The organism is Pseudomonadota bacterium (assembly GCA_039028935.1).
Classification (GTDB): domain Bacteria; phylum Pseudomonadota; class Gammaproteobacteria; order Steroidobacterales; family SZUA-146; genus SZUA-146.
Genome location: JBCCHD010000044.1, coordinates 14,901 through 28,291, shown reverse-complemented (window position 1 = coordinate 28,291; position 13,391 = coordinate 14,901). Strand labels below are relative to the sequence as shown.

Here is a 13,391-nt window from a genome sequence, read left to right as displayed (position 1 = left end):
ATTTAGAAAATAACAAAAATTAATCGGGATTATATTTCGTATGCTCTTCGAAACGATGACGACCGTCCCCACCCACTTTGTATCGAGGAGCTAGGCCATGCAGATCGGTGTGCCAAAAGAAATAAAAGACCACGAATATCGAGCAGGCCTGACGCCGGAGAGCGTGCGTGAGTTTGTGGCCCACGGTCATCAGGTAATGATCGAAACACAGCTCGGTGCCGGCATTGGCGCCACCGACGCGGTGTACCGCGAGGCGGGCGCCGAGGTGGTCGACACCGCGGCGGAAGTCTTTGAGCGCAGCGAGATGATCATCAAGGTCAAAGAGCCGCAACCCAATGAGTGTCGCATGCTGCGTGAGGGCCAGGTGCTATTCACCTATCTGCATTTGGCGCCTGATCTTCAGCAAACACAGTTGCTGATCGAATCAGGCGCTACGGCGATCGCGTATGAAACCGTGACACACGGTCGGTCGCTTCCACTGCTTGCGCCGATGAGCGAAGTCGCAGGCCGACTCGCCGTACAGGCTGGCGCGCACTGTTTGGAAAAAGCGAACCAAGGTCGCGGTGTACTCCTGGGGGGCGTCACCGGCGTCGCGCCAGCCAAGGTCGTCGTGATTGGTGGCGGGGTAGTGGGCAATAACTCGGCGTTTGTGGCGGCCGGTATGGGTGCGAATGTCACCATTTTGGACAACTCGATTGATCGGCTGCGTGAGCTCGACGTGCAATACGGAGGACGCGTCAATTGTTTGTTTTCGAATTCCGCCGCGATTGAAGAAAACGTGCTGCAGGCAGACTTGGTCATCGGAGCGGTGCTGCTGGCTGGGGCAGCCGCACCGAAACTGGTCACCCGCGACATGATTCGCGACATGGTGCCGGGTTCGGTGGTGGCCGATGTCGCCATCGATCAGGGCGGGTGTTTGGAAACCGCGCGCGCCACGACGCACTCCGACCCAACCTTTATTATCGATGACGTCGTGCACTACTGCGTGGCCAATATGCCGGGCGCCGTGCCACGCACATCGTCCTACGCACTCAATAATGCCACGCTGCCTTACGCATTGAAGCTGGCCAATCTCGGCTGGCAGGCCGCGTTGCGCAACGACAAAGGCTTTTTGGAAGGTCTCAATGTGCACAAAGGTGCTATCACTTGTGAAGCCGTTTCCATCGCGCACGGCATGGAGTTTGTCGCGCCGGAGACGTTTGTCTAGGGGTCCACGGTGTTACTGAGCAAGTTTGAACGTTATCCGCTGACGTTTGGGCCCACGCCCATTGAGCCATTGCCGCGGCTGTCTGCTGCGCTCGGCAACAAAGTGGCTATTTTTGCCAAACGCGAAGACTGTAATTCCGGCCTCGCGATGGGGGGTAACAAACTTCGCAAACTCGAGTACATCGTGCCTGACGCCATTGCATCGGGTGCCGATACGCTGGTGTCGATCGGCGGTGTGCAATCGAATCACACCCGCCAGGTCGCGGCGGTGGCGGCCAAGCTCGGTATGAAATGTCGCCTGGTGCAGGAAAGCTGGGTGCCGCATGAAGACGCGGTGTACGACCGGGTTGGCAACATCATGATGACCCGCTTGATGGGTGCTGACAGTCGTCTTGTCGATGACGGATTCGATATCGGCATTCGCCAATCCTGGGAAGATGCCATGCAGGATGTGCGTGATAGCGGCGGTGTGCCGTACGGCATACCGGCGGGGGCGTCCGTGCACAAGTTTGGCGGTTTGGGCTTTGTGGGCTTTGCCGAAGAAGTGCGCGCGCAAGAGGCGGAGCTTGGGTTTACTTTTGATTTTATCATCGTGTGTGTGGTCACCGGATCGACTCAGGCGGGCATGATTGTTGGGTTCAAAGCCGACGGTCGTGCGTCAAACGTGATCGGCATCGATGCCTCTGGCACGCTCGCGCAAACACGGTCTCAGGTGACGCAGATTGCTCGAGACACCGCCGCACTGATCGAACTGAACGACGAGATTCGCGACGAGGACATCGTCATCTTGCCGGACTACGCCTACCCGGCGTACGGCGTGCCGAGTCATGAGACCAACGAGGCCATTCGACTTGCGGCGCAAACCGAGGCCATGATTACTGACCCGGTCTACGAAGGAAAATCGATGCAGGGGCTCATTGACCTTGTGCGCAAGGATTATTTTCCGGCCGGCTCGCGTATTTTGTATGCCCATCTTGGCGGCGCGCCCGCGCTCAACGGTTATGCCTATACCTATCGTGATGGTTGACCGATAATAGTGGGATCTCATTCACGCGAGGGCCCACCCGCATCATGTCCGATTTGCCTGACACGCCACGCCGCATTCCGGATGATGAGCGCAAGGATTGGCTGGAGTCGCTCGATGCGTTGATTGCGCATTGGGGAGCGGACGAGGCCGCTGCGTTACTCGATGAGCTGGAGCAGTACGCCGAAGCTCGCTCGCTCAAACGCGCCGCGCTGCCCTATACCGCGTATCGCAACTCCGTCGCGCTTGAGCAGCAACCACCGTATCCAGGCGATCTACGGGTGGAAGAGCGGATTACCGCCATCCTGCGCTGGAATGCGTTGGCGATGGTGATGCGCGCCAATCAGGCGTACGGTGATCTCGGCGGGCACATCGCCAGTTACGCGTCGGCCGCCGAGATTTTTGAGACCGGTTTCAATCACTTTTTCAAGGGCGGCGATCAGTCTGATTTGGTCTATTACCAGCCCCATTCGGCCCCCGGGCTGTACGCGCGTGCGTTTCTTGAAGGCCGGCTCAGTGAAGAGGCCCTTGCGCGCTATCGACAAGAAGTTGGCGGCGGGGGATTGTGTTCATACCCCCATCCCTGGCTCATGCCCGCGTTTTGGCAGTTTCCGACCGGCTCCATGGGCATCGGACCGATTAATGCCATCTACAACGCACGCTTTATGCGCTACCTGCAGGCGCGTAATCTGGCCCAAACCGATGGCCGCCATGTGTGGGGAATATTCGGTGATGGCGAGATGGATGAGCCCGAATCCATCGGGGCGTTGTCACTCGCAGCGCGCGAGAAGCTGGATAATCTCACGTTTATCATCAACTGCAATCTACAGCGGCTCGACGGTCCTGTGCGTGGCAATGGGCAGGTGATCCAAGAGTTCGAAGGACTGTTTCGCGGCGCGGGCTGGAACGTCATTAAGGTGCTGTGGGGATCGGATTGGGATGAGCTGTTCGCGCGCGATACCAACCATGCGTTACTGCGTCGGTTTGCGGTGACAGTCGATGGTAAGTACCAAACGCTCGGTGCGAAAGATGGGGCGTACAATCTCAAGCACTTTTTCAACGAGGACCCGGAAACCGCCGCACTGGTGCAGCACATGAGCGACGACGACATCGATCGTCTGCATCGCGGCGGCCATGATTTTCGCAAACTGTTTGCTGCGTTCGATGCCGCAAAAGCGCATACAGGCGAACCCACGGTTATTCTGGCCAAAACCAAAAAGGGCTTTGGCATGGGCCAGGCCGGTGAGTCTCGAATGACGTCGCACCAGGCCAAGAAACTGGACGTGGATGCGTTGCGCGACTATCGCGATCGTTTTGCCCTGCCGCTCAGCGATGCGCAGGTCGAGGCACTTGAGTTTATTCAACCCGACGAAGATAGCGAAGAAATGCGCTATTTACGGGCGCGCCGCGATGCGTTGGGCGGTTATGTGCCAATGCGCCAGACCCATGGCCAAACAGTGGCCGTGCCGTCCGTCGAACAATGGGCCACATTCGCTCTGTCTGCCAACAACAAAACGATGTCATCGACGGTGGCGTTTGTGCGGATGTTGGGCGCTTTGTTAAAAGACAAAGAACTGGGGCCGCGTATTGTGCCGATTGTGGCAGATGAAGCGCGCACGTTTGGCATGGCTAATCTGTTCCGGCAGATCGGCATCTATGCACCGTTCGGTCAGCAATACGAACCGGAGGACGCGAGCAGTCTACTGGTTTACAAAGAATCCGAAGACGGCCAGCTGCTTGAGGAAGGCATCACTGAGGCGGGTGCCATGGCTTCATGGACTGCGGCGGCTACCTCGTACAGCGTGCACAACAAACCCATGCTGCCGATTTATATTTACTATTCCATGTTTGGTTTTCAGCGTGTGGGCGACCTCATTTGGGCCGCGGCGGATCAGCGTGCGCGCGGGTTTCTCATCGGCGCAACCGCCGGGCGCACCACATTGGGCGGTGAAGGGTTGCAACATCAGGACGGGGCCAGTCATTTGGTTGCCTCTACGGTGCCCACGTGTCGTGCGTATGATCCGTGCTTTGCCTATGAAGTGGCCACGCTGGTGGATCATGGCGCGCGCCGTATGCTCGAAGACAATGTCGATGAGTTTTATTACCTAACCGTGATGAACGAAAATTACTCACAACCGTCCATGCCGGCGGGTGCGCGTGACGGCATTGTCCGGGGGCTCTACCGGCTAGACACGCCGGACACTGACGATGTGGATCTGCGACTGTTAGGGAGTGGCGCCATTCTAATGGAGGTGCTCGAAGCGGCGACGCTTCTTCAGCGCGACTGGGGTGTCCGCGCCGCCGTTTTTAGCGTTACCAGCTACAGTGAGCTTGAGCGCGACGCGCGCGATCACGCGCGACGGGCGCGCTTTGATACGCCGGCCGACGCGGCCTACGTTGCCCAAATATTACCGGGTACGTCGCCTGTGGTGGCCGCTACCGACTATGTTCGTGCGGTTCCCTACCTGATTGCCCCCTATATCGATGCACGCATGACGGTGTTGGGCACAGACGGATTTGGTCGATCAGACACGCGCCGCGCGCTACGCGGTTTTTTTGAGGTGGATCGACATCACATTGTCCTAGCCGCGTTAGATCGCTTGGCAAAAGAGGGCAGGGTCGCCGCGAATGCCGTGCAGGAAGCGCTCAGTCGTTACAATGTCGAGGTGGCGGCACACGCACCCTGGACGGTATAAGCAAGTTATCGCGCGGCGTTAATGCGCATGTATTAGCTGGCGATTGACCATCAAGGCGTACACAAAGGACGGATATGAACACTCTGTGGTTGGTCTTTGCGTTTGTGTGTGGGTTCGGCGCGAGAAGCTTGCAGCTGCCGCCATTGGTGGGTTTTTTGATTGCCGGCTTTGCGCTAAACGCGGCGGGCGTTCAGCCCAATGCGACACTCGATGCCATCGCCAATCTTGGCATCACGCTTATGCTCTTTACGATTGGTTTGAAAATCAGTATCGGCGATTTACTGAAGCGTGAAGTGTGGGCCACGGCATTTGGGCACATGTCCGTTTGGATGGTCGTGACGAGCACACTGTTGATGGGCTCGGCGGTCATGGTCGGTGGCTTGCTCGGCGGATTGGATCTGCGCGCCACCGCACTCATTGCATTTGCGTTGAGCTTTTCGAGCACAGTCTGCGTAATCAAAATTTTGGAAGACAGCGGGGAACTCAAAACCCGGCACGGCCGTCTGGCGATCAATGTGCTGGTGATCCAAGATTTGGTCGCAGTGGCCTTTCTGGCGGGCGCGACGGGGAAAGCACCCTCGCCATGGGCGTTGCTGCTTGTTGGACTCATCGCGGTAAGACCGATACTGCGTGCCGTTCTTGCGCGTGCCGGGCATGGTGAAATGCTGCCCCTGACCGGCTTTGTGTTGGCGATTGGCGGTTACGAGCTTTTTTAGCTGGTCGACATGAAAGGGGATTTGGGCGCGCTACTGGTGGGTATGCTGCTCAGCGGTCACGTCAAAGCCGAAGAGTTATCCAAATCGCTGCTGAATTTTAAAGATCTGTTCTTGATTGGCTTTTTCCTGTCCATCGGGCTCACGGCATTGCCCAGTCTAGAGATGATCGGTATCGCGCTGCTGTTGTGCGTCGTATTGATTATTAAAATCACGCTGTTCTTCGGGCTGATGAGTGCATTAGGCTTGCGTGCCCGTACCTCTTTTTTGGCTTCGCTTGTGCTCACCGACTACAGCGAGTTCGGTTTGATCGTAGTGGCACTCTGTGTGGGTGCTGGGTGGCTCGTTGATGAATGGCTGGTGATTATGGCGCTGGCTGTCGCCCTCTCATTCGTCTTGTCGAGTCTCGCCTATCGCTATGCGCATGAGGTTTATGCGCATTACAAGATGACCTTTCGGCGTTTTGAGAAGCCCAAGCGGTTGCCGGAAGATCAGGTTTACCGACCGCGTGAGGCGGAAATTTTAGTGGTCGGTATTGGGCGTGTCGGACTGGGTGCGTTTCGGTCGTTGCACAAGATGGCGGGTGACCGGGTGTGGGGTATGGACGCCAGTCGACTGAGAATCGAACGGCTCAAACAAGACGGTATGCACGTGTTCGTGGGTGACGCTGAGAACGCGGATATCTGGGAAATGATCGACGTGAACGCCATTCGGCTTGTGTTGCTCGCCGTGCCGGCGGTGCGCGACAATCACAATATTGCCAAGCAACTCCGCATTGCCGGCTACACGGGTCCCATCGCTGCGATCGCCCGCTACGACGATGAAGCCGAGAGATTGCTCGAGTCGGGCATCGATAAAGTATTCAATTTCTTCTCGGAGGCGGGGGTGGGTTTTGCCGAAGACAGTTTGAGCCTTATCGATGGCACGCCACTGGCCGACGAGTCGCCACAAGAAAACCCTCAATTGTAAACTACCCGGTCGCCGCTTAGAGCTTGCGCAACGACTGGATTCGATTGCTGGCGTCCACGGTCACGGTAAAGCGTCCACGCAGACCTTCGTGCGTCACAAAATCGCGGAAGTTGGCTGACGGTAGCTGCAGACGCAGACCGTTTGAGGCCTGCACGACGATGAACCGCGTTTGGCCTGTGTAAATGGTGTGCACCTCGTCACTCGACAGGTCTATATCAAATTGGTACGACGGCACGTAGCCCTCCCGTTTGGCGTATGCACAGTATAAAGCGATTTTCGTTTTCTGGCGGTCTTGGCCGATGACTGTGCTACTCTCGTGGCCCTATTTAAACCGATCAGGATGTCGTTATGCGTGTGTTGTCACTCTTTTTCGTACTCGCCTTTTTCATGTTGTCGTTGCCGCCTCAAGCGCGGGCGGACGATGAAAAAAAGTACATTCTCGTAACGGGTGCGAGCACCGGTATCGGGCGCAACCTTACTGAAACATTGGCGCGCAAAGGTTACTTTGTGTACGCCGGCGCGCGCAAAGACAAAGACCTCGCGGCACTCAATGCGATCGATAATGTAACGGCCGTTCGTCTGGATGTGACCATCCAAGAAGAAATCGATGCAGCGGTTGAATTTATTCAAGAGCAGGGCACGGGGCTCTATGCGTTGGTGAACAACGCCGGAGTCGGTGGCCGTGGCAGTGTGGTCGACACACCAATCGACCAGCAGACCTTCATTTACGAGGTTAATGTTGAGGGCGTCTACCGCGTGACGCAGGCGTTTGCGCCGATGATCATTGAATCGAAAGGCCGGATTGCCACTACCGGCTCCATTGCAGGCACGATCTCGTGGCCGGGCGGCAGCGCCTACTCGGGCAGTAAACACTGGATTGAAGCATTCACGGATGCGTTGGCGGGCGAAATGGCCCCGCAGGGTGTAACAGTCAGCGTCATCGAGCCTGGCAACTACCAGTCGTTTATTCGGCGCAGTACAGTGTTGCGCCAGTTCGCCCGTATCAAAGCAGCGGGTGGCGAGGTAACCGACGAAATGCAAAAGCAGTTCCAGGCGACAGAAGAGCGGGAATTGTCATTTAAGCAGCCCGACGAAGTGTCTGCGGCGTACCTGCACGCGTTGTTTGATGAGAAGCCGTTTAAGCGCTATGTGGTTGTGCCGAATGCGCAAGAGCAGGCAATGACAATAAAAGCCAAAATCGCGAAACTGGTCGAGCTGAATCAATGGGGTCCTCACCGCTACTCCGACGAGGAACTCATGGGGCTCGTGCGTGAGGCGCTGAACGCGTCTTCGGACGGTGAGCCTGAAGGCGAGTAGCATCCGCTATGGGGTTAGGACCCTCTTCGAACAGCCAGGTCGAGCGCGTCCGACGCGTGGTTTGGGCCGGTGTCCGACTGATACGGACACCGGCATTGAACTATTCGGCGATCAATAGCTGTTGAGTGCTGCTGGCGGTGCGCTGCCATTCACTGGTTTTAACCACCTGAACCGGATCAAACGACCACAACGTGGCGATGAGCTCATCGACATCGTTAGAGATGATCAGGTCAGCCTCGAACTGTCCGTCTGCGATGCGCGTTCGAGTCAGGCAATCCTCATAGTTGGACTGATTTGCGCCCGATGTCGTCGAAGACTGTTTGTGGCAGACCGTGAGAAACAGTGAGTCGGGGTAGCTACTGTTTAGGCTGACCATCACCGACAGGGTATCGCTGGTTTTAAAGTCAAAGCCGCTCGGTACGGCAATGTCCGAGGCCGACGTGCTCGTTGGTTCGGGTGGCGGCGCACTCGCTGTCGGAGGTGTTGCAACGGGTTGAGCAGTCGGCGCCGCTTCCTCCTCACCGCCGCCGCCGCAGGCCACAAGCGTGTATAAAAGGGGAAGGATGGCCCAGGATTTAAAGTTACGCATTGGAATTACTCCGGATAGTAAATTAACGAGAGATCGGCGTTCTCAGGGAGATACCACGTGGCGTTCTCTTCCCCAGCGCTGATGACAAAGGATTCGAAAAGCGGATAGGCATCGGTAATGTCCTCGAATTCAAGCGGATATTTCCATTCCGAAGCGATCTCCAATGCCCAGGGCATGCCGGTTTCGGTGCGGAAGTACAGATCATCCGAAGGATTGGAGCGGTCATCGCCTTGCCCGAGTAACGACATGTCGAACAGGTCGGTCGGGCTTTGTCCCGGTAGATGAATTTCCAGTCCGCGGCCGGGTGGCGTATCAAACCCGACGCGACCATAACCGGGTGTGGCATACATAAACGGATCATAAGGAACCGCTGGGAAGACGCTTGAGTCGACGCCGAGTCCGAACGACACTCGAACCTTAAAGGTCATCTGAATTTGCGATTCGCAGCCGATCTCAGTGCGGTGAAAGGTGCACCCTTCGCCGGGCGATACGTGGTCCCACACGTCATTGGTGACCACCAAGATGACTTCCCCTTGCTCGCTCTCCAACGGACTTTGTGATTGCGGTTGATCATCAATCCAAAATTCGATGGCGTTTTGCGGCAAACTTGTGGCATTGACGCCGGGTAGACGAATCGCAAAGCCGTTGTGATAGACACCACCGACCGCCACGATTTCTCCGGATACTTCAATGCCGACAACCTTCTCTTCGCGCACCAACTCTCGAAAACGCAGGTGGGCAACCAGGTCGTTCATGTCGTAGTCGCCTTGCAGCGGCCAGTTGTCTTCAAAAGCAATGGTCGACCAAGTATTGGCGGACGGATACGTTGACTCAGTCACACCATTAGCGACGACTGTAATGGGGTAATCCTCCACTTCGCCGTCGCTTACGCCACCGGTCGGTCCGATGTTCGCGGTGCTCGATAGTCGAAACCGCGCCCATGTTGGACCGGTTTCTGCCCAAATTGGCGTTGTAATCATCACATAGTTGTCGCCACCGGTTACGATCTGTTGTGAAATAACGCGCTCGTCGGTGTCAAATGTGCCGTTTCGGTTCCAATCGATCCAACCATTGAGATAGGCAGCGGTTGACGCATTCGCGATTACGATCGACTGCGTACCGAGTTCGAAGCCTGTAACGAACTGGACACCGTCTTCATCGTCGACGCCATCGGCTTCGTCGTCGGCCAGGGGTGCCACGTAGGCATCGCTTTCTCCATCCACCTGCGCACCGAGAAAGACGGTGTTGTCACTGATGTTGTGTCGTGCGCCGTTGTTCTCGAGCAGTGTGCCGTAACTATCCGGTGCATCACCAAAGTCGATGTCAGAGTCCGTGTCACTGACGATCGGGGCCAAGGCGCATCGGGCGCCGTCGTTATTGTTCGAAGCGGGGCCGTGTGCGTAGAACTGAGCGGAAGGCGACGCGTCCTGCAGGTTAATGCGAAAAATATAACCGTCCGAGTTTCGGCTGACGTAAAGATAACCATCGACATCAAAATACGCGGCGCCAAACGTTCCGCTCACACCCACATTGCCAATACGTTGCGATGAACCGACAGACACATCGATTTCATGAAGGTTGCCACTGCGGTCGACTGCATAGGCGAAGCCGTTGTCAGGGTGAAAAGCGATGTCGAAAATAGTGAGCTTTAGCGCGCTTCCATCAATGATGCGTCGGGCGGTGAGCGGCTCGCCATCCGCTACGTCCAAATCGATCGCATACAGGCCATAGGCCGAACCGGAGCGATACACATAGTAGGTGTTCTCATTGATCGCGACGTCACCCACATAAAAATTGGTGTCCGGTAACCCTTCGGCCGGCAGTACGGAGATTTGATAGTCGGCTCCAATTTTGACGGGTCCCCGATGCTCGTAGCCCCAGCCGTACAAAAAGTTATCGTGGAAGTTGAAGCCCAGGGCATTGATCTTGTCGTTGGTGCCAAGATCATCTTCGAGTTCACGGTAGTAACCCGTCGCCAAATTCACACCAAACAATCGCGCGTTGGTGTGTTGAATTAAAAAGGCGTCTGACGGGCAATCGTCGAAGGCATTGGCGCTTACCTGCTGGCCAATCAGAAGTGAAAGCGCGCCCGCAACGCAAAGTACGAGGCGGGTGGCGATGGAGCGGTAATGCGGACGGGTGTGCGTGTGAGCCGGTTTCATGTGTCTGCCTTCCATTTCGTGAGTCGTCTTTCGAGTGTTGAAATTCGAGCTCGTGGTTGTTGTGTTTCACCAAATTATCATATTTATCAATTACAGGCTATATATTAACGAAAAAATGGAAATATATCGTGATTGAGTCCACAAAAACGATATTAAATGATAATAATGAAATCTTTATGTTTAATCCGATTGAGAAATCGGAAGGATGCGGTGGATACGGAAAGCCTACGTCTGGGTCGGCTCATTGAGCGACTGCGCGGTAATCGCATTGAGCCAGATAGGTGCCATCTGGTTGCGCTCAAAGTGTTGATGAAACCGTTTCGTTGCGGCTTGGCTTAGGGCGGTCCGTTTTGACGTGTCGCTCAACAGTTCAGCCAATGTTGTTGCGGCGTCATTGATGTCATGCGATGGCCAGAATAGGCCGTTTGTCTCGTTGGTGATGATTTCGGGAATACCGCCAACAGGGTGAGCGACGACCGGCACACCCGCGGCCATGGCCTCGATGATGACGATGCCGAAACTCTCCATATCCGCTGCGTGGAGCAGAAGAGCATAATGCGGTAGGCGTTGCGCGGCGTTTGTCACGTGGCCTAGAAAACGAACCTGGTCCGAGAGCTTCAGCGTATGCACAAGCCGCTCGAGTTTGGATCGGTCGGGACCATCGCCCATGATATCCAAAACCACGTCGACTCCCTCCTTTCGGCAGGCATCGATCACCTTAATTAAAAACGCCTGGTTTTTTCTCGGCTCCAACGACCCGATAGTCGCCACGCGGTGTGGTCGGGATAGAGACGTGCGCACGAAATCCTCAGAAGCTGCCGTAAAGTTGGGCAGCACACAGGTGCGGGTGCTCGACAGTGCCGGAATGCGGCGACAGATTTCGCGTTTCATGTAGTGCGAGACGAAAATTAGTCGGTCGACGTTCGGTAAGGCGGTCTGTTCGGTGTGCACCAACGATGCCCAGAGCGAATCACCCGGGGCAGTAATGCCTTTCGACGCAAATTCCAGCGACTCAGAGATATTAAAGTGGGCGACGGTCGTTAGCCTAAACGGGATCACTTCTTTTAGGGTGAGTGCCACAGCACACGACAGCGGGTCCTGCGCATAGACAGTGATCGTGTGCAACGAATGATCGTCGAGCGCGCGACGTAGATGGCGAGCGAGGCGGCGCCGATGCACAAACCGAAGCAATCGATGTGCGCGCTCGGGTTGCCACCGGTTAAGCTGGTTGACCAGAAAATTGCAGCCTTTTTGGATCCAATATGTCGACGAGTAGGGCGTGACTAAGCGCGTTGCGATGCCGTCCGCTTGGGCCGCCTCCAGAATGCTGTTGAAGTGCACCTCAACCCCTGTTTTGCCATTGCCAGACAACAGCGACGCGACGATCAGCGCGGTATTTTTTCGGTCTGGATTGGCCGCATGCGTCGGCCATTGGTTAACGGCGCTCATCCGTCGATTTCGACCGTGTCGGCGCGCGCAGCAGCATAGTGGTGCCGCACGATCTGGCGATAAAAGTCGATATGCTCGCGTGCCCGTTTCGGCGGTAAGTACTCATGCGCCTTACGCAGGGCAGCGGTCGATAACACACGATACGCGTCATCGGCTTGCATGATTCGCTGCATGTAGTGCGCTAAGGCATGAGGATCGTTACGGTTGAACACAAAGCCATTCTCGCCGTGGTTGATTGTTTCTGGAATACCGCCTGCATCTGAGCCAATGACCGGAAGGCCACGAGAGAACGCCTCGAAAACGCTGTTGCCGAGCGCCTCGAGCCCGAGGGTGGGGAAGATTAGGCAATCCAGCTTCTCGAGTAGCGTTGAGGCCGGAGTGAAACCAACAAACTCCACTTCCGGCATCGACCACGTTTGGTTTATGCGATCCAAATACGATGGATCCGGTGCGTTTCCTGCTACGACAACGCGGAACGAGTTGGATTGCTCGCGCAATATTGCCACGGCCTGGAGCAATGTTTCGATGCCTTTTTGTTTTTCGACTCGCCCGAGGTATCCGAAGCAGAACGGTGTCGAGGGCGATTGTCTCGGCGTGTGACCGACGTCGAGATCGGGTTTAAGTGGATTGTAGATGACGTTACTTGAAGTATGGGCAAACAGCCCATGTGCGGTGTGAAAATCGAGCACAGACTGACTCACACCAACCACACCATGAACCCCCTGCGTGTGGACACGTTTTTGAACAGATAGCACTTTGCAGCTTAGACAGCGCTTGGTTTGCATGCCGCAACGACTGCCATCGCGAAACAAGGAGGTTTGCGGGCATACCAGCGAATAGTCGTTAATCGTGTGGATAACGGGATAGCCCAAGTCGATGAGTTTCGGAATGCCTGCTGTCGACCACCCCTGCAAATTGGTTGTCACAATGATATCCGGATCGATGGTGCGAATGTGCTGAGCGAGGTGTCGCGTCATCACCGGGTTGTTCGCATCGATGGAGTGCCAGATTGCCTTAGCGACACTGGTTCGCTCGACATTGGCGTGCCACGGCCAATAGAGGTTGGCGAGTGGCGTGCGCCGTATGTGTACGCCGCGATGGATTTCATCGGTTGCCAACTCGCTGTCTCTGGGCGTCAGCGTGTTAACCACGACAGAGTGGCCCATCGCCACCATGGCTTCGGCCAAGGTTTGCAGGCTTTGCTCTGCGCCGCCGACGGTGACCGGCCAGTACAGGGATGAGACAAAATAGATCTTCATGGCATAC

9 protein-coding genes and 1 pseudogene are annotated in these 13,391 nt (G+C 56.1%); 5 read left to right on the top strand and 5 right to left on the bottom strand.

What is annotated here, in order from left to right; all coding sequences use genetic code 11:
- The first annotated feature begins 97 nt into the window (after window positions 1-97).
- The 4 genes and pseudogenes from ald to AAF465_15220 all read left to right on the top strand — a co-directional run bounded on the left by ald (window position 98) and on the right by AAF465_15220 (window position 6,608).
- Window positions 98-1,207 (top strand): alanine dehydrogenase, encoded by a 1,110-nt coding sequence (gene ald, locus AAF465_15235; GenBank protein MEM7084080.1) that lies wholly within the window; start codon window positions 98-100, stop codon window positions 1,205-1,207.
- 9 nt (window positions 1,208-1,216) lie between these two features.
- Complete coding sequence (locus tag AAF465_15230; GenBank protein ID MEM7084079.1) at window positions 1,217-2,233, top strand: 1-aminocyclopropane-1-carboxylate deaminase; 1,017 nt, start codon at window positions 1,217-1,219, stop codon at window positions 2,231-2,233.
- A 44-nt stretch (window positions 2,234-2,277) separates the two neighbouring features.
- On the top strand, window positions 2,278-4,926 hold the full coding sequence (gene mdeB / locus AAF465_15225) for an alpha-ketoglutarate dehydrogenase (GenBank protein MEM7084078.1): 2,649 nt from the start codon (window positions 2,278-2,280) through the stop codon (window positions 4,924-4,926).
- A 74-nt stretch (window positions 4,927-5,000) separates the two neighbouring features.
- Window positions 5,001-6,608: pseudogene (locus tag AAF465_15220) on the top strand (cation:proton antiporter family protein).
- A 16-nt stretch (window positions 6,609-6,624) separates the two neighbouring features.
- Here AAF465_15220 and AAF465_15215 read toward each other — a convergent pair.
- Window positions 6,625-6,843 (bottom strand): DUF2835 family protein, encoded by a 219-nt coding sequence (locus AAF465_15215; protein ID MEM7084077.1) that lies wholly within the window; start codon window positions 6,841-6,843, stop codon window positions 6,625-6,627.
- A gap of 113 nt (window positions 6,844-6,956) precedes the next feature.
- Here AAF465_15215 and AAF465_15210 point away from each other — a divergent pair, with 113 nt between their 5' ends.
- Complete coding sequence (locus tag AAF465_15210) at window positions 6,957-7,925, top strand: SDR family NAD(P)-dependent oxidoreductase (protein ID MEM7084076.1); 969 nt, start codon at window positions 6,957-6,959, stop codon at window positions 7,923-7,925.
- Window positions 7,926-8,025: 100 nt separating this feature from the next.
- Here the strand turns inward: AAF465_15210 and AAF465_15205 are convergent, their stop codons facing one another.
- The 4 genes from AAF465_15205 to AAF465_15190 form a co-directional block, all read right to left on the bottom strand.
- Window positions 8,026-8,514: a hypothetical protein gene (locus tag AAF465_15205; protein MEM7084075.1), complete on the bottom strand. Its 489-nt coding sequence runs from the start codon at window positions 8,512-8,514 to the stop codon at window positions 8,026-8,028.
- A 5-nt stretch (window positions 8,515-8,519) separates the two neighbouring features.
- Window positions 8,520-10,676 carry an LruC domain-containing protein gene (locus AAF465_15200; GenBank protein ID MEM7084074.1) on the bottom strand — a complete coding sequence of 719 codons (2,157 nt, stop codon included), beginning with the start codon at window positions 10,674-10,676 and terminating at the stop codon, window positions 8,520-8,522.
- Window positions 10,677-10,901: 225 nt separating this feature from the next.
- Window positions 10,902-12,125: a glycosyltransferase family 4 protein gene (locus AAF465_15195; GenBank protein ID MEM7084073.1), complete on the bottom strand. Its 1,224-nt coding sequence runs from the start codon at window positions 12,123-12,125 to the stop codon at window positions 10,902-10,904.
- Window positions 12,122-13,384 (bottom strand): glycosyltransferase family 4 protein, encoded by a 1,263-nt coding sequence (locus AAF465_15190; protein ID MEM7084072.1) that lies wholly within the window; start codon window positions 13,382-13,384, stop codon window positions 12,122-12,124. The genes AAF465_15195 and AAF465_15190 overlap by 4 nt, the downstream gene beginning before the upstream one ends.
- Window positions 13,385-13,391 lie beyond the last annotated feature (7 nt).